12 protein-coding genes are annotated in these 16,965 nt (G+C 58.6%); 7 read left to right on the forward strand and 5 right to left on the reverse strand.

The window, feature by feature from the left end; all coding sequences use genetic code 11:
- Positions 1-4 precede the first annotated feature (4 nt).
- The 3 genes from BOSE62_RS07325 to BOSE62_RS07335 all read right to left on the reverse strand — a co-directional run bounded on the left by BOSE62_RS07325 (position 5) and on the right by BOSE62_RS07335 (position 2,449).
- Positions 5-853 (reverse strand): energy transducer TonB, encoded by an 849-nt coding sequence (locus BOSE62_RS07325; protein ID WP_159643772.1) that lies wholly within the window; start codon positions 851-853, stop codon positions 5-7.
- A 122-nt stretch (positions 854-975) separates the two neighbouring features.
- Positions 976-1,629, reverse strand: coding sequence for a fructose-6-phosphate aldolase (gene fsa, locus BOSE62_RS07330; RefSeq protein WP_159643774.1), 654 nt, complete (start codon positions 1,627-1,629; stop codon positions 976-978).
- A gap of 139 nt (positions 1,630-1,768) precedes the next feature.
- Entirely contained in the window at positions 1,769-2,449 is a 681-nt protein-coding gene (locus BOSE62_RS07335) for a DUF4197 domain-containing protein (RefSeq protein ID WP_159643776.1), read from the reverse strand.
- Positions 2,450-2,525: 76 nt separating this feature from the next.
- On the opposite strand from BOSE62_RS07335, the gene BOSE62_RS07340 reads away from it, so the two are divergent.
- From BOSE62_RS07340 to BOSE62_RS07350, 3 genes are all read left to right on the forward strand, one after another.
- Positions 2,526-4,691 (forward strand): primosomal protein N', encoded by a 2,166-nt coding sequence (locus BOSE62_RS07340; protein WP_159643778.1) that lies wholly within the window; start codon positions 2,526-2,528, stop codon positions 4,689-4,691.
- 103 nt (positions 4,692-4,794) lie between these two features.
- Positions 4,795-6,333, forward strand: coding sequence for a trypsin-like peptidase domain-containing protein (locus BOSE62_RS07345; RefSeq protein ID WP_159643780.1), 1,539 nt, complete (start codon positions 4,795-4,797; stop codon positions 6,331-6,333).
- A 17-nt stretch (positions 6,334-6,350) separates the two neighbouring features.
- Positions 6,351-7,094, forward strand: a complete 744-nt coding sequence (locus tag BOSE62_RS07350; protein WP_159643782.1) for a flavodoxin family protein — start codon at positions 6,351-6,353, stop codon at positions 7,092-7,094.
- A gap of 79 nt (positions 7,095-7,173) precedes the next feature.
- On the opposite strand, the gene BOSE62_RS07355 is transcribed toward BOSE62_RS07350, so the two are convergent.
- Complete coding sequence (locus BOSE62_RS07355) at positions 7,174-10,383, reverse strand: PAS domain S-box protein (RefSeq protein WP_159643784.1); 3,210 nt, start codon at positions 10,381-10,383, stop codon at positions 7,174-7,176.
- Between the two features lie 432 nt (positions 10,384-10,815).
- Complete coding sequence (gene ada / locus BOSE62_RS07360) at positions 10,816-11,841, reverse strand: bifunctional DNA-binding transcriptional regulator/O6-methylguanine-DNA methyltransferase Ada (RefSeq protein WP_236553898.1); 1,026 nt, start codon at positions 11,839-11,841, stop codon at positions 10,816-10,818.
- Between the two features lie 587 nt (positions 11,842-12,428).
- On the opposite strand from ada, the gene BOSE62_RS07365 reads away from it, so the two are divergent.
- The 4 genes from BOSE62_RS07365 to atpD all read left to right on the forward strand — a co-directional run bounded on the left by BOSE62_RS07365 (position 12,429) and on the right by atpD (position 16,942).
- On the forward strand, positions 12,429-12,983 hold the full coding sequence (locus BOSE62_RS07365) for a F0F1 ATP synthase subunit delta (protein ID WP_159643788.1): 555 nt from the start codon (positions 12,429-12,431) through the stop codon (positions 12,981-12,983).
- A gap of 12 nt (positions 12,984-12,995) precedes the next feature.
- Complete coding sequence (gene atpA / locus BOSE62_RS07370; protein WP_159643790.1) at positions 12,996-14,525, forward strand: F0F1 ATP synthase subunit alpha; 1,530 nt, start codon at positions 12,996-12,998, stop codon at positions 14,523-14,525.
- Positions 14,526-14,595: 70 nt separating this feature from the next.
- A complete protein-coding gene (locus tag BOSE62_RS07375) occupies positions 14,596-15,471 on the forward strand; it encodes a F0F1 ATP synthase subunit gamma (RefSeq protein ID WP_159643792.1) in 876 nt (291 codons plus the stop codon).
- Positions 15,472-15,496: 25 nt separating this feature from the next.
- Positions 15,497-16,942 carry a F0F1 ATP synthase subunit beta gene (gene atpD, locus BOSE62_RS07380; protein WP_159643794.1) on the forward strand — a complete coding sequence of 482 codons (1,446 nt, stop codon included), beginning with the start codon at positions 15,497-15,499 and terminating at the stop codon, positions 16,940-16,942.
- The last annotated feature ends 23 nt before the right edge of the window (positions 16,943-16,965 follow it).

The raw sequence follows: 16,965 nt of genomic DNA on the forward strand, positions 1-16,965 counted from the left end.
GTCATTACGGTAGCTGCCAGCGCACCGTGTTGGTGTAGGACGAGCGGACCGCTTGACCGCTGGCATTTTTTGCAGGGCTGAACCGGGCGCGGCGCATTAATGCGCTGCAGGATGCCGTATCGAGATCCGCATGGCCGCTTGATGCCAATATATCGCAGGCGGTAACGTCGCCGGTCTCGCTGATCCGGAGTTGAAATTCGACAGCACCGCTTCGCTCCTCTCGCAAAGCGGCAACCGGATAATCGCCGGACGAGATCCATTCTCCCGGATTTCCGGCAGGCACCGGGGGAATGATCGCCTCGCTGCGAAGTGCAGAATCGCCGCCCTCCGGAGACCGAAGGGGTGAAGTTGCAGGCGCATCATATTGCGCTGTGGGGTCCTGTTCGGATGGTTGATCCACCCAGAACCAGGCGGCCAGACAAATGCCGATAAATACGGCTAAATCGACAAGCGGCTTTCGAAACGGACGAGGAAGGTCCCTGGAAGGACCAGACAGAAAGGCCGACAGTTTTCCGGGCCGTTGCTCATCTTCCCTGATCTCGTCGTCCGTGTGATATCCATTGCCCGGTTCATAGGACGCATCGGGATCGTCGCTCTGCGACGCGTCGTCCAGATAAAAATCATCTTCCGCATCCGCATGATAGCCGGTGCCGGGTTCAAGGTTTTCCGCCGGGATTGCTTCGGGCAACGTTTCGGCTCGATCGTCCCGTTCGCCGGTTGAGAGACTGTCGCGTCCGGGCGACCCGCTGACTCTCGAATAGTCCGGGCGATAATCATAGCGCGCGCCGATAGAGGACGCACATTTCTGACAAATCACGCTATAGTCACCGCGCGACAGTTTTGAATTTTTCAAGAGATCGTCCGCACCGGCCTCTCCGGTGTGGACGAGCGGGCGAGGTTCACCGCAATTTCCGCATACCGGCGCTTTCAGCGACTTACGTCCGAAAAATCCAAACACGCCCGGCCCCATCAGATTCAGCCAATATTCTGGCCGGTCGCCTCCCAGTCCTTCAGAAAGCCTTCGAGCCCCTTGTCGGTCAGCACATGTTTGAACAGGCCACGGATGACATTGGGCGGCATGGTGCCGACATCGGCGCCGATGCGGGCGGATTCGAGCACATGGATCGGATGGCGGATCGAGGCGACGAGAATTTCGGTGTCGAACGCGTAATTGTCGTAAATCAGCCGAATGTCCTCGATCAGCGTCATGCCGTCGAGGCCATTGTCGTCATGGCGTCCGACGAAGGGCGAGATGAAGCTGGCACCGGCCTTGGCCGCGAGCAGCGCCTGATTGGCCGAGAAGCAGAGAGTCACATTGACCATCGTACCTTCGCTGGTCAGCGCCTTGCAGGTTTTCAGTCCGTCCACCGTCAACGGCACCTTGATGCAGACATTGTCGGCGATCTTGCGCAGCACTTCGGCTTCTTTCATCATCGCGTCATGGTCGAGCGCGACCACTTCGGCGGACACCGGGCCATCGGTCAGGCCGCAGATTTCCTTGGTCACTTCCATGATATCGCGACCCGATTTCTTGATCAGCGAAGGATTGGTGGTGACGCCGTCGACCATGCCGGTCGCTGCGAGGTCGGCGATTTCCGCGGTATCGGCGGTATCTACGAAGAATTTCATCGGTCGGGCTCCAGAATACAGGAAAAAAGCATTGCTGGCCTTTGCTTATCCGCTTTCCCCGAGGCGGGGAACTGTTGCCCTCTTCTCTCCGGCAGAAAGCTGTGGATAATTTGGGGGAATAATACGGGATAAAATCAAGCTAAAAGGCTTTCCCCGCTCCCAATACCGCCATCAGCAGCGGATCGTTCGTGGCCCGCGGATTGGCGCGTATGGCCGCCTCCTGCTCGCCGATTGAGCGATAGATGGCGTCGCCGACCTTGTCGGTCACATCCCGGCTGATGCTGGAAAAATCGACATTGGTGGCTTGCGAGAGCACCAGATTGATAATCTCGTTGTCGAACAGTCTCAGCCCGCCCGCAATGCCGGGCAGCATCCGCTCGACGAGCGTGTTGCCCAATTCCCCTTGCAGCAGGCTGGTGGCCGCGCGTGGTCCCCCGTTGATGATCGCGGCCGCGTCGGCGATACTCATATTGCGGATGGTTTCCGCGACGATCGGAGCGGCCAGTTCGGCCCCCTTTTCGGCCGCGCGATTGACCTGCATCAGCAAGCGGTCCTGAACCGGCTTGGACCGCAGCAGGGCCGTGGCGATGCTCGTTGCCCGCGAACCACCCAGGGAATCGGGCACCGCAATCCGCGCCACCTGGTTGTCGAAAAAACCGTTCGGCTGCATCAGTTCGGCAAAGGCATTCTGCGACGACAGAGTCAGCAACCGCTTGACGGCTTCGGTCAGACTCAGCCCCGGCAGGCTGGAACAGCCGGGAAGCGCCAGCAATCCGGCGGCAGCGCCAAAGCCCAGAACCGATCTGCGATGATAGTGCATGATACTCTCCTATATTCGTCCCAACATTCGTCAAAGCAGGAATGACGGATGATGATAAGCTGCCTATAGCATGAATATGAATCGCGTTCGTGTACTCCTGCTTAATGCTGCTCTCGGCCCGCTCGATTATCGCGTGCCCGACGGCATGCGGGTAGAGCCGGGTTCGATCGTGATGGCGCCGCTGGGCCCGCGCAAATTGCCCGGCGTGGTATGGGAAGCGGACAGCTTTCCGGTGGAGGAAATCGATCCGAAAAAATTGCGTCCTTTGCTCGAGGTCCGCGATGTGCCGCCGCTGCGCGCGCCGCTGCGGCGGCTGATCGAGTGGACCGCCTCTTACTATTTTGCCTCGCCGGCATCGGTACTGCGCATGGTCCTGTCGAGCGGTGCCGCCTTTGCCGACAATCGTCCGATCAGCGAATATCGCTTGAACGGCAATGTGCCCGACCGGATAACGCCGCAACGGCAGCAGGCGCTGGAAAAGCTGGAAGGCGTGCAGGGCACGATCAGCGAGCTGGCGAACAAGGCCGGTGTATCCATCGCGGTGATCCGGGGACTGGAAAAGCTGGGTGTTTTCGACCGGGAGGAAGTATCGCCCTTCGCCAGCAGCGCCAAGCCTTTGCCCGATTTCGATACGGTCGATCTCAGCGAGGACCAGCGGGACGTCAGCAACATATTGATCGAGGCTGTGCGCGCCTCACAGTTCAAACCCTTCTTGCTCGACGGCGTGACGGGATCAGGCAAGACCGAAGTCTATTTCGAGGCGGTCGCCGAAGCCTTGCGGCAGGACCGGCAAGTGCTGGTGCTGCTGCCCGAAATCGCGCTGACCGAGCCGTTTCTCAACCGTTTCGAAGCGCGTTTCGGGGCCGAGCCGCTGGCCTGGCACAGCGGCATGAAACAGTCGGAGCGCAAGCGGAACTGGCGGGCGCTGGCGGAAGGCAATGCCAAAGTGATCGTCGGCGCGCGTTCCGCCCTGTTCTTGCCCTACGCCAACCTCGGCCTGATCATTGTCGACGAAGCCCACGAGACCAGCTTCAAACAGGAAGACGGCGTCCGCTATCACGCGCGCGACGTCGCGGTGATGCGCGGGCTGTACGAGCAGATCCCGGTCATATTGGCTTCCGCCACACCGGCGATCGAGACCCGCCATCAGGTCGAGCAGGGCAATTATGAACTGCTCGAACTGCCGGCGCGGTTCGGCGGCGCGACGATGCCGGATATCGAGGCGCTGGACCTGACCGAAGACGTGCCGCCGCGCGGCAACTGGCTGGCGCCGACGCTGGTCCACGCGCTGGAGGAAAATCTTGGGCGAGGCGAGCAATCGCTGCTCTTTCTCAATCGTCGCGGTTTTGCGCCGCTGACCCTGTGCCGCACCTGTGGCCACCGGATCGCCTGTCCGAATTGCACCGCGTGGATGGTCGAGCATCGCCTGACCCGCCGCCTCGCCTGCCACCATTGCGGCCATATTATGCCGATCCCGGAGAAATGCCCGGAATGCGGCGACGAGGACAGTCTGGTCGCCTGCGGGCCCGGCGTCGAACGGATTTGCGACGAGGTCAAAATGTTGTTTCCGCAGGCACGGACGGCGATTGTCACCTCGGACACGATCTGGTCGCCGCAGAAGGCCGCCGATTTCGTCCAGCAGATGGAAGCGGGCGCGATCGATATCGTCGTCGGGACCCAGCTGGTGACCAAGGGCTATCATTTTCCCAATCTGACCCTGGTCGGCGTGGTCGACGCGGATATCGGGCTGGAGGGCGGTGACCTGCGTGCCGCCGAGCGCAGTTTCCAGCAGATCGCCCAGGTCGCGGGTCGGGCCGGACGGGCGGAAAAGCCCGGCCGTGTCTATGTTCAGACGCGCATGCCGAACGCACCAGTAATCCAGGCGCTGATCGAGAATGACCGGGAGGGCTTTTATGCCGCCGAGATTGAAGCGCGGCGACAGGCGCTGGCCCCGCCCTTTGCCCGCTGGGCGGCGATCATCGTCTCGTCCGAGGATAATAGCGAGGCGATGGAAACCGCGCGGCTGATTGGCCAGACCGCGCCGAAGCTCGACGGATTTTCTGTCTTTGGCCCCGCTCCCGCTCCGCTGGCGATGCTGCGCGGCCGGCACCGGCACCGGCTGCTGGTTCATGCTTTGCGATCGGTCGACCTGCAGAATATCATGCGCGAATGGCTGGAACAGCTGGAATGGCCGCGGGCGGTGCGGGTCGGCGTGGATATCGATCCCTATAGTTTTGTTTGAACGCAATGTGCTCCGCACTTGATGCGGAGCACTGCTTTGGCTAGCGCTGGTGCCGCACAGGGCTCCGCATCAGGTGCGGAGCACAGATAATGAAAGCCGCCCGATGAACCGCATATTTGCCCTGACCTTCCTTCTTTCGGCTATTTTGCTCACCGGGCCTGCCCAGGCCGATCCGGCCGATATCAGCGCCGCGAGCCGCTCCGTGGTTCGGGTGGTGCTGGCCGCAAAAGACGGCAGCAAGGTCGCCTTCGTCGGCCATGGAAGCGGTTTTGCGGTGGCACCGGACAAGATCGTCACCAACGCCCATGTCGTCGAAATCGCGCGGCAGGAACCTTCGGTGGTGATCGGTATCATCCCGTCGCAGGGCGGGACCAGCTATGGCGGCAAGATCATCGCTTATTCACCCGGCAATGATCTCGCCCTCATCCAGGTTCTGGACGGTGGGCGCCTGCCGCCGATGACGATCTTTGGTGGTCCGGTGAGCGACGGTGCGGATGTGGTGGCGGTTGGCTATCCCGGTTCGGTCGACCGCGCACAGGGGCTTGATCTCGATGATCTGATCAACCCGATGTCTCCCGTCAAGACCACCGGCACCGTCTCCGGCGGGCGGACAACCAAGCAGTTCGACACGATCCTTCACACCGCACCGATTGCGTCGGGCAATAGCGGCGGACCGCTGATCGATAATTGTGGCCGGGTGCTCGGCGTCAACAGCTTCGGCTCGATCAGCGACGGCAATGATGCGGAATTCGGCTTTGCCGTTTCGGCGCGCGAAATCCTGAGCTTCCTGCGCAGGACGGACATCAAGGCGGGCTCGACCGCAACGCCGTGCCGTTCCGCAGCCGAAATCAGCGAGCAGGAACGCCAGCGCGAAGCGGCGGCCCGGGCGCAGGTGGCAGCCGCCAAGGCGGCCGCTGCAGAAAAGCGCGAACGGCAGGAAAGCGAATTGCGCAGCAGCATCACCCAGGACATCATTACCGAACGCGAGAACCGGATGGCCATAGCGGCGCTGATGCTGGCTCTTTCGCTTCTGGCAGCCGGCGGTGCCGGAGTCCTGCTGCTGCAAGGCAAGCGCAACCCGGGGATTGCCGCTGCGGGCGGTGCGGCGGTGCTTCTGCTCGGCGCGATCATCATATTCCTGGCACGGCCGGACTTCAGCGAAATCGATGACCGGGTTGCCGCTGCGATGCAGGAACAGGCGGACCAAGACGAGCCGCAGCAGCCCAGCCTTGCCACCTCGGGCACATATCAGTGCACGATCAATCCGCAACGCAGCCGCATCACGGTATCGCAGCAGAACGAACTACCGCTCGAATGGGCAGAAGGCGGCTGCGTAAACGGCCGCACGCAATATGGCCGTGACGGTGCCAAATGGTCGCGTATCTTTGTTCCCAATGAAGAGCAAACGGTGACCATCAGCAGCTTCCTGCCGGATCAGAGCGAATTTACCGAGGAACGCTATCTGATGGGTCTGGAAGCGATGACCAGGGCGCGCGCAATCCGTGCCGAATATGGCAACCGGGCTTGCACGACCGACATCAAGGCTTTGGCCGACATCGAGGATATGGTAAAAGCAATTCGTACGGTATTGCCATCACAGGCGAACGAGCGGCTGGTTTACGAGTGCCGCAAAACCGATTGAACCGAGAGGAGCGATCCATGGCGATCGACGCAGACGGCATCCGCAAACCCGATTATTCCGGTCTCAAAGCCGTCTTTATCAACTGTACTTTGACGCCCTCGCCCGCGTTCAGCCACACCGGATGCCTGATGGATATCGTCATCGCCATCATGCAGGATGCCGGCGTAACGACTGAATATCTGCGCAGCGTCGATCATGCGATAGCTCCGGGTGTCTATCCCGACATGACCGAACATGGCTTTGCCACGGATGACTGGCCGGCGATTTCGGAAAAAGTGATGGAAGCCGAGATACTGGTCATCGGCACCCCGATCTGGCTGGGCGATGTCTCATCGGAATGCCGCAAGGTAATCGAACGGCTCTACGCCCATTCCGGCGAAACCAACGACAAGGGCCAATATATTTTTTACGGGAAAGCCGGCGGTGTGGTGGTCACCGGCAACGAGGATGGCGTCAAACATTGCGCCATGAGCACGCTCTATTCCCTCGGCCATATGGGCTATACGATACCGCCGCAGGCTGATGCCGGCTGGATCGGTCCGATCGGCCCCGGGCCGTCCTATGGCGATAAGAAAGACGATGGTTCCCGCGTCGGCTTTGACAGCGATTTCACCCAGCGCAACGCTACCTTTCTGGCCTGGAATCTGATGCACAGCGCTCATATGCTCAATCAAGCCGGTGGCATTCCAGGCTATGGCAATTCGCGCGAAGCCTGGGATGACGGCAGCCGCTACAATCACCCCAACCCCGAATATCGGTAGGCGATTTATGGGCGCAGGGACGGTCCCGAATACCGCTCTGCAGCGCCTACCGTTGACCAATCGTACCGGAATGCCCCGGTCAGGCCCGCCTGACTCGCAGTTCGTCATATTCGCGCCAGTAAGTCAGTAACTCTGCCGATAGGGAAACGAGAGCCCCGCTCGGCTCGTCCTGTTTGATTGCGTCTTCCAGCTGCTTCGCCACGGATGCCATTTTGTCTTCGCCGAACGATCCAGCGGATCCGGCAAGCTTGTGCAACATGCCGGCCATCTCGCTGCTCTGGTCTGCCGGCCAGTTGGCGATCGTGTCCCTGCCGGCCATCAGGCTGGCGAGAGTCTTGGCTCTGAATTCTTCATATTTGGGTCGCAGCATAGCGATGGTGGGGTCTTCATCCACCACATCGGTCACGGGAGCCGCTTTTTGCGGCCGCTTGTCGAAATACCAGTTACAGACGGCCGTGTAGAGATCGTTGAACTGGATCGGTTTGGACACATGGTCCTGCATCCCGGCCGCCGCGCAAGCCTCCCGGTCTTCGGAAAATGCATTGGCGGTCAAGGCCACGATCGGCAGCTGTTCGGCGGTAATACCGGACTGGCGGATTCTCCGCGTGCATTCTATCCCGTCCATGATCGGCATCTGCATATCCATCAGGACAAGGCCGAAATCCAGAGCCCGCTCTCGGTCGGTCGTCAGAATATCCAGTGCCTGATAACCGTTTTCGGCGGATATCACCGTACAGCCCATGCGTTCGAGCATCGCTGTCGCCAGCAGACGGTTTATTTCATGATCCTCGACCAGCAAAATGGTCCGATTGACGGCCGGCGATACCGTGAGCCGGGCATCGTCGCTGTCGCGTCTGCTGGCCTCGGCACGGGGATCGACGCATTCGTTCAGGGGAATTTCGATACAGAAGGTCGATCCCGAACCGAGCGTGCTCTGGACGCTGATATTGCCGCCCATCATCTCTACCAGCTTCCGGGAAATGGCGAGCCCCAGGCCGGTCCCGCCATAGGAACGGTCGGTATCATCTTCTGCCTGCACGAATTCCTCGAAAATCGAGCGCTGACGCTCTTCGGCAATGCCAATGCCGGTATCGGTGACGCTTATCCTGAACTTCTGACTGTCATCACCGGACATTTCTGCCTTGACGGTAATAGATCCGGCTTCGGTGAATTTGATCGCATTGCCGATCAAATTGGTCAGAATCTGGCGGAGCCGCAATTTGTCGTGCTCTATATACCGGGGCAGATCATCGGCATAGTCCAGCTTGAGCGCGAGCCGGTGGTTGCCGGCTGCCGTCAGCATCATATTGCAGGTGCTGTTGAGCAAATGCGCCAGTTCGAACGGTTCCGGCGACAGGATCAACAGGCCCGCGTCAATCTTGGAAATGTCCAGAATGTCGTTGAGCAAGGCCATCATGATCTTGCCGGACTCCTCGATCAATGCAACATATCCGGCCTGCTGCTCATCCAGTTCCGACTGGCTGAGCATTTCGGCAAAGCCAAGAACGCCGTTCATCGGTGTGCGGATTTCATGGCTCATGTTCGCCAGAAACGATGCTTTTGCTTCGGTTGCCGCCTCTGCAACATCGCGCGATTCGCGCAATTCCTGCTGCCGCTGGCGCAGGTCTTCAATCGCCTTGCGCTGTTCGGTGATATCCACGACCACGCCGATATAGCCGATGATATTGTTATCAAAGTCAAACTCGGCCTGGTTTACGGTCCGGACCCAGATTTCTTCACCGTCTCTGGTGGTATGACAGGCTTCCCGTTCCCGTTTGTCACCAGGTTTGTGAAAGCCGGTAAATGCTGCCGCCATTTCGCGTGGCGTGTGGTCTTTCAGCGCCCGGATCCATCCGCCATCCTTGACATCATCCTCGGTGAGACCGACCCGTTCCCGCCAGGCCTTGCTCACATAATAGATTTTGCCCTGTGCATCGGCCTGGAAAAAACCGACCGGAGCGGATTCAGCAAGTCTGCGGAACCGTTCCTCGCTCTTTTTCAGCGCGTGTGACGCCGAGCGTGCCTCCGTTACGTCCCGGATATTACCGGTTGCACCGTCAAAATGCCCGTTCTCGTCACGAACGGCTTCGAGAAACACTTCGACCTGGCGCTCCTTGCCATCGGCGCGAACGAACGTCTGGTTCAGTTTCAATGTATCCCGCTCCCCGCTGGCCAGTCGGAGATAGTCGACATCCGCCTCTTTCCGCGACTCATCGGTCAATAATCTGGCGACATGCCATCCCAGCGCCTGCTCGACCGGATAGCCGGTGATCGTCTCCCAGGCCGGATTCAGCAGCAGCCAGTGGCCCTGGCTATCGGTTCGGAAGACGATATCCTGCATATTGTCGAAAATGGACTGGGTCTGGTCACGGCTGAGCCGCAGCTCGCGCTGCAACATGGTATGTGCTTCCAATATACTGGCGACCGGCAGCGAGCTCGCCAGGGTGAATAGCAGGAATATCTGCATAACAATTATATTGCCCTGCAAGCTGCCATCGGTGAGCTGGACCGGTCCGGACCCGTTGAATGTGCCTGCAATCGCGATGATGGCAATGACCGCGACAGACAGCGAGGCCCCGACAATGCCCTTGCGGACGGCCGCGACCAGTACAAATAATGTGGTCATGAACAGGAACGGATAGGAAGATTGGCTGAAGACCAGGATGGTCAGCAGGCTGCCACCGCCGAAAATGACGAGATATTCGAGATCCATCGTCCTGTTCCAGCGATGGATGCCATTGTCATTCCCCAGAATGATCGAGAAAATCGGAGCAAAGATCAGCATGCCGAGGCTATGCGCTGTCATCCAGTCCAGCCAGCCCAGCAGCGACGGGCTTTCGCCGGATAGCGAAAGCAGGCCCAGGACAAGGCCACCGGCAATCAACGGCGCCACCAATCCGCCCAGAATAGCAAACCATGTCAGACAGGTGAAATTGACGAAATTGGGGTTCGCACCGCACTTGCGGCGGATCAGGGAAATCGCGATCGCGACCTCGACGCCATTCACGATCGCCATCGACAGGGCTTTGGACCAGCTGTCGACGGTCCCGAACGCGACGAGAAATCCTATGGCTACGCATGCAAGAATATGCGGAACGGAAATGGCACCTTTATAGCGCAACAGGGCAGCGACCAGAAAACCGTTGGAAATCCACAAAGCAGAAAAATCCGACTCCCCGCGGGTCAACAGGATAGCGGCAACGGACAAGAGACCGTATGTCGCCGTGATCCCCGAGAAGATAACGGTTCGCTTGCCAATCGAAGCTGGCTCAATATCTTGCATAATCATCTGGTCACCGTTCTACTCTTGATAGAAACAGGCTTCGCACAGCGCAGCCCGTCCTACTCCCAATTCCCGGAACGATGATGACGAGACAATCGATCCGATGATTTGCAGTCCGCATAAGTCCATTAAGCTTGCCATTTCATAGTCATTCTCTGGCTGATTGGCCCAACCCGCTTGTCAGTTGATAGCAGGTCCTCTCCGCATGGTTACGGCAGACTGAAGGATAGTTAAGGCCGGTTGACTAAAACCGATTAATCCAGATGGGTTGTTTTACCCCTGGCCCGGATCGGATCCGGGTTTGATCTCCTCGCTCCCTCAGTCGTTCTCGAAGCTTTACGCAGACAGACCAACGGCAGGACTTTCCCAATCGGAAATTCAAGACGGATCTCGAAACACGATGTGAATATCTTGTCGCGACCGGCTGACGGAAGCAGGTCAGCCGCGCTCTTTCTCCAGCAGCTTCTGCTTGATTTCCGTTCCATAGGCATAGCCGCCCATTTTTCCGTCGCTGCGCACCACCCGGTGACAAGGGATCAGAACAGCGACATTATTGGCGCCATTGGCACTGCCCACGGCCCGCACCGCTTTCGGCTTGCCGATGGCGGCGGCGATATCGGCATAGCTACGGGTTTCGCCTTCGGGAATTTTGCGCAATTCCTGCCAGACCGCTTCCTGAAAGGCGGTACCCTGGACATCAAGCGGAATATTATGCGGGCGACCGGGCCTCTCCACCTGCTTCACCACCTGCGCGAACAATTCGCTGAAAGCCGCCTCGCCGCGCTGCAGATCCGCTTTCGGAAAGCGTTTGCGCAACGCAGCCTCATCTTCGTTGAAAGACAGGCAGCAAATGCCCTTGTCTGTCGCAGCGACCATCATCGCGCCCAGCGACGTGTCGATGATCGACCAGTGCACGGTCACCCCTGCCCCGCCATTTTTCCAGACGCCCGGTTTCATGCCCATTTTGCCTTCCTCGTAAAATCGCGAAGCCGAGCCATAGCCGGCATCATATATGGCACCGGTCACCGTTGCGCCGCCATCCAGTGCTTCCTTGACCCGTTCGGACCGCAAGGCCCGTCCATAGGCCGCTGGCGACAATCCGGTTGCTCGCTTGAAAATCCTCTGGAGATGGCTCGACGAATAGCCCGCCAGCGCCGCCAGTTCGTCGAGCCTGGGCGCGGTTTCTGCAGAGCGAATGGCGTCGATCACGCGCTTTACCGCCGCTTCATCCCTAGCGACATCATTGGGACGGCATCTCAGACAAGCCCTGAGCCCTGCCGCTTCTGCCTGCTCGGCTCTGGCAAAAAACCGTACATTTTCCCGTTTGGGATGGCGGGCGGCGCAGGAAGGGCGGCAATAGATGCCCGTGCTCAACACTCCGGTGACAAATTGTCCGTCGAAACTGCGGTCGCGCTTCTGCACCGCCGTCCATGCTCGCGCTTCATCTACGATATTCCCGCTCACAGCTAAAACCTCTCTGTCCGCGCCGAGGACCATGCCGGGGCCGCGTCTATGCCATCTATACCGACATTGGCTTCCGGTAGGAACAGCTGAAGAACCGCCTGGATTGCACTGCCAGGCCAATCCGGACCGTTGCCTTTCTTTCTTGCGCCTCCGGTGTTTTGCAGCGCAGCATGCGAAAGGCCGGTATCGCTCTCCGCCGATATTCGCTTCCCGTTCGCTGTGAAACGCATTCTCCGGCATGCACCATCCAACGCCTTCGCGAGAAACGGGCCTGTCAGGTTGATTTGAAAGATCACAAAATGTCTCCAACACTTTAACTGCTGTCAGCACTTTTAACCCCCTTGCGCGGCGCGGCTTCCCGTATCTTGCGTTCAAAGCCAAAAAATTATTGTGAGGGACAATGAAAGCGGCGGAAAACGGCCGGTTCGGCTTTCCGCAAAAATGATTCCCAAAGCCGTCTTGCCTCGCAGCAAAATGGTTGCTAGACGCCGCGCATCCGTGGGCGGAATCGCAGGATTTTCGGCCATAAAGCGGACCATTTCATGAACGGTTTTCAGACCATTTAACGGTCAGGGAGTAGCAAACGCGTGGATCAATCCAGCGGCATCAGAGCGAGTTTAGCGGGGCGTTACGCCACTGCGCTGTTCGCCCTCGCACAAGAAAATAACAGCATCGACGCGGTGCAGGACAGTCTCACCACGTTGAGCGCCGCCCTCGCCGAATCGGAAGACCTGAAGGAACTGACCAACAGTCCAGTTCTGACGCGCGACGACGCTGGCAAGGCCATTGCCGCAATCGCAGCGAAGCTGGGTCTTGAAAAGCTGACCACCAATATCCTCGGTGTGCTGGCTGCCAACCGCCGGCTCGACCAGATCCCCGCCGTCATTCGTGCCTTCTCGACGCTGGCTTCCAGCTATCGTGGTGAAATTACCGCCGAAGTGACCTCGGCCCATCCGCTGGATGACAAGCAGATTGAAGCGCTCAAGGCGCAGCTCAAGAAACGTGTGGGAAGCGATGTTAGCGTTTCCACCGCAGTCGATCCGTCCATTTTGGGCGGGCTGGTCGTGAAGATCGGCAGCCAGATGATCGACAGCTCGATTAAAACCCGTTTGAACACCCTATCGCAGGCCATGAAGGGCTAAAGGAAGATAAACATGGATATTCGCGCCGCAGAAATTTCAAAGGTCATCAAGGACCAGATCGCCAATTTTGGCAATGAAGCCCAGGTTTCCGAAGTCGGAACCGTGCTTGCCGTCGGTGACGGCATTGCCCGTATCCACGGTCTCGATCAGGTCCAGGCCGGTGAGATGGTTGAATTCTCCAACGGTATTCAGGGCATGGCGCTGAACCTCGAAGCGGACAATGTCGGCGTCGTGATCTTCGGCTCTGACGCTGAAATCAAGGAAGGCGACGTGGTCAAGCGGACCGGTACCATTGTGGACGTTCCGATCGGCAAGGAATTGCTTGGTCGCGTCGTGGACGGTCTCGGCAATCCGATTGACGGCAAGGGCCCGATCAAAACCAAGAAACGGAGCCGTGTGGAAGTCAAGGCGCCGGGCATCATCCCGCGGAAATCGGTTCACGAACCCGTACAGACCGGCCTGAAAGCGCTCGACGCTCTGGTTCCTGTTGGCCGCGGCCAGCGCGAATTGATCATCGGTGACCGTCAGACCGGCAAGACCGCTGTCGCCATTGACACGTTCATCAACCAGAAGACAGTCAATGCCGGCGATGACGAAGGCAAGAAGCTTTACTGCATCTACGTGGCTGTCGGCCAGAAGCGCTCGACCGTTGCACAGATCGTCAAGAGCCTCGAAGAAAATGGCGCGATGGAATATTCGATCGTGGTTGCCGCAACCGCTTCCGAGCCTGCGCCGCTGCAGTATCTCGCACCTTATACCGGTGTGACGATGGGCGAATATTTCCGCGATAACGGCATGCACGCCTGTATCGTTTATGACGATCTCTCGAAACAGGCTGTGGCCTATCGCCAGATGTCCCTGTTGCTGCGTCGTCCTCCAGGACGTGAAGCCTATCCTGGTGACGTTTTCTATCTGCACAGCCGCTTGCTTGAGCGTGCCGCGAAAATGAACGAGGCCAATGGTTCGGGTTCCCTGACCGCATTGCCGATCATTGAAACCCAGGCTGGTGACGTTTCGGCCTATATTCCGACCAACGTGATTTCGATCACCGACGGACAGATCTTCCTCGAAACCGACCTGTTCAACCAGGGTATCCGCCCCGCCATTAACGTGGGTCTGTCGGTTTCCCGTGTGGGTTCTGCTGCACAGACGAAAGCGATGAAGAAGGTTTCGGGTTCGATCAAGCTCGATCTGGCGCAATATCGTGAAATGGCGGCATTCGCGCAGTTCGGTTCCGACCTCGACGCTTCGACGCAGAAATTGCTCGCACGTGGCGAGCGTCTGACGCAGCTTCTGAAACAGGCGCAATTCTCGCCGCTGCCGTTCGAAGAGCAGACCGCTTCGATCTATGCCGGTACCAACGGGCATCTTGATCCAGTCGCGGTTGACGATGTGGTCCGCTACGAAGAAGCCATGCTGGCTCATCTGCGCAGCGAACATGCCGACATCCTGAAAACGATCCGTGAAAGCGGTGATCTGGCGGATGATACCAAGGCGGCTCTCGAGGCAGCGCTGGTCGATTTCGGCAAAACATTTGCCTGATCGCACCTGTTGCTGAAACAGGAGTGAAGGGTTGCCGGATCTGTCCGGCAGGACGAATTAAGGAGCCAATATGGCTAGTTTGAAAGAACTGAAAGATCGGATCGCGTCGGTCAAATCGACGCAGAAGATCACCAAGGCCAAGAAGATGGTGGCTGCCGCCAAATTGCGTCGCGCGCAAATGGCAGCGGAAGCCGCGCGTCCCTATGCCGAGCAGATGGAAAAGGTGATGACGAGCCTCGCCTCGAAGGTTTCGATTGACGAAAATTCGTCGAAACTGCTGGCGGGCACCGGCAAACGGGACACCCATTTGCTGGTCGTGGCGACATCGGACCGTGGCCTGTGCGGCGCTTTCAACGCCAATATCGTCAAGGAAGCGCGCGTAACGGCGGAGCGTCTGATTGCCGAAGGCCATAAGGTGCTGTTCTACATGGTCGGCCGCAAGGGCATTCCGATCATCAAGCGTTTCTATCCCGACCAGATCCTGAAGCATTTTGACACGTCCAATGTCAAAGCGCCCGGTTTTGAAGAAGCCAAGGCAATTGCAGAAGACCTGACCACGATGGTCGAAGCAGGCCAGTTTGACGTTGCCCATCTTTTCTACGGCAAGTTCAGGTCCGCACTGGTACAGGAACCGACGGTTCAGCAGATTATTCCGATTGCCGTCGCCAATGGCGCGGTTACCGAAGCGGGCGGAGCGGTCGAATATGAACCGGACGAGGAAGAAATTCTCGCCGAATTGCTGCCGCGCAATCTGACTACCCAGATTTTTGGCGCACTGCTGGAAAACATGGCATCGGAACAGGGTGCGTCGATGACCGCCATGGACAATGCGACCCGCAATGCCGGCGATCTGATCGACAACCTCACCATTGTTTACAACCGCAGCCGTCAGGCCGCGATTACCACCGAATTGATTGAAATCATCGCTGGCGCTGAAGCGCTTTAAAGCACGTACGCAAGGAAACGGAAAAATGGCAAAATCCAAAAATACAGGCCGCATTTCACAGGTTATCGGCGCTGTCGTCGACGTAACCTTTGACGGCGAGATCCCGGCAATTCTCTCGGCTCTGGAAACCGACAACAACGGCAACCGTCTGGTGCTCGAGGTTGCACAGCATCTCGGCGAGAACACGGTCCGTACCATTGCTATGGACGCTACCGAAGGCCTGACTCGCGGTCAGGAAGTCACGGACACCGGTGCGCAGATCCAGATGCCTGTTGGTCCCGAAACGCTCGGCCGGATCATGAACGTGGTGGGCGAGCCGATCGACGAACGCGGCCCGATCGGTCACAAGACCACCGCTCCTATTCACGCGGAAGCCCCTGCTTTTGTCGACCAGTCGACCGAGAATGAAATTCTCGTCACCGGTATCAAGGTTGTCGACCTGCTCGCACCTTATGCAAAAGGCGGCAAGATCGGCCTGTTCGGCGGCGCCGGCGTGGGCAAGACCGTGCTTATCCAGGAACTGATCAACAACATCGCGAAAGGCCACGGCGGTACGTCCGTTTTTGCCGGTGTTGGTGAACGTACCCGCGAAGGTAACGATCTCTACCACGAATTCCTCGACGCCAATGTTATCGCCAAGGATGCCGACGGCAATCCGCAGTCCGAAGGTTCCAAAGTGGCGCTGGTGTTCGGCCAGATGAACGAGCCTCCAGGGGCGCGTGCCCGTGTGGCCCTGTCCGGTCTGACCCAGGCAGAATATTTCCGCGACGTCGAAGGCCAGGACGTTCTCTTCTTCATCGACAATATCTTCCGCTTCACCCAGGCCGGTTCGGAAGTGTCCGCCCTGCTCGGCCGCATTCCTTCGGCTGTGGGCTATCAGCCTACCCTGTCGACCGACATGGGCGCGCTGCAGGAACGCATTACCTCGACCAACAAGGGTTCGATTACATCGGTTCAGGCCATTTATGTTCCTGCCGATGACTTGACCGACCCGGCACCGGCAACTTCCTTTGCCCACCTCGACGCAACCACCGTTTTGAACCGTGCAATTTCGGAGCTGGGCATCTACCCGGCTGTTGACCCGCTCGATTCCACCTCGCGTGTTCTTGAACCCCGCGTTGTTGGCCAGGAACATTATGATACGGCCCGCGCTATTCAGGAAACCCTGCAGAAATATAAGTCCCTGCAGGACATCATCGCCATTCTCGGCATGGACGAGCTTTCCGAAGAAGATAAGCTGGTCGTTCAACGCGCCCGCAAGATCCAGAAGTTCCTGTCGCAGCCGTTCCACGTTGCGGAAGTCTTCACCGGCATCCCGGGCAAGTTCGTTGATCTCGAAGACACGATCAAATCGTTCAAGGCCGTTGTCGACGGCGAATATGATCACCTTCCGGAAAACGCCTTCTACATGGTCGGCGGCATCGAAGAAGCGATCGAAAAAGGCAAGAAAATGGCTGCTGAAGCGGCCTGATGCATTAAACCCCTCTCCCGCAA

The sequence above is a fragment of the Sphingorhabdus sp. 109 genome (genome assembly GCF_902506555.1).
Lineage (GTDB): Bacteria > Pseudomonadota > Alphaproteobacteria > Sphingomonadales > Sphingomonadaceae > Parasphingorhabdus.

Excerpts from the sequence above, each read along its gene's own strand:
- fsa (WP_159643774.1), bottom strand. The coding sequence starts at position 1,629 with ATGAAATTCTTCGTAGATACCGCCGATACCGCGGAAATCGCCGACCTC.
- BOSE62_RS07335 (WP_159643776.1), bottom strand. The coding sequence starts at position 2,449 with ATGCACTATCATCGCAGATCGGTTCTGGGCTTTGGCGCTGCCGCCGGA.
- BOSE62_RS07340 (WP_159643778.1), top strand. The coding sequence starts at position 2,526 with ATGAATCGCGTTCGTGTACTCCTGCTTAATGCTGCTCTCGGCCCGCTC.
- BOSE62_RS07345 (WP_159643780.1), top strand. The coding sequence starts at position 4,795 with ATGAACCGCATATTTGCCCTGACCTTCCTTCTTTCGGCTATTTTGCTC.
- BOSE62_RS07350 (WP_159643782.1), top strand. The coding sequence starts at position 6,351 with ATGGCGATCGACGCAGACGGCATCCGCAAACCCGATTATTCCGGTCTC.
- BOSE62_RS07355 (WP_159643784.1), bottom strand. The coding sequence starts at position 10,383 with ATGATTATGCAAGATATTGAGCCAGCTTCGATTGGCAAGCGAACCGTT.
- atpA (WP_159643790.1), top strand. The coding sequence starts at position 12,996 with ATGGATATTCGCGCCGCAGAAATTTCAAAGGTCATCAAGGACCAGATC.
- BOSE62_RS07375 (WP_159643792.1), top strand. The coding sequence starts at position 14,596 with ATGGCTAGTTTGAAAGAACTGAAAGATCGGATCGCGTCGGTCAAATCG.
- atpD (WP_159643794.1), top strand. The coding sequence starts at position 15,497 with ATGGCAAAATCCAAAAATACAGGCCGCATTTCACAGGTTATCGGCGCT.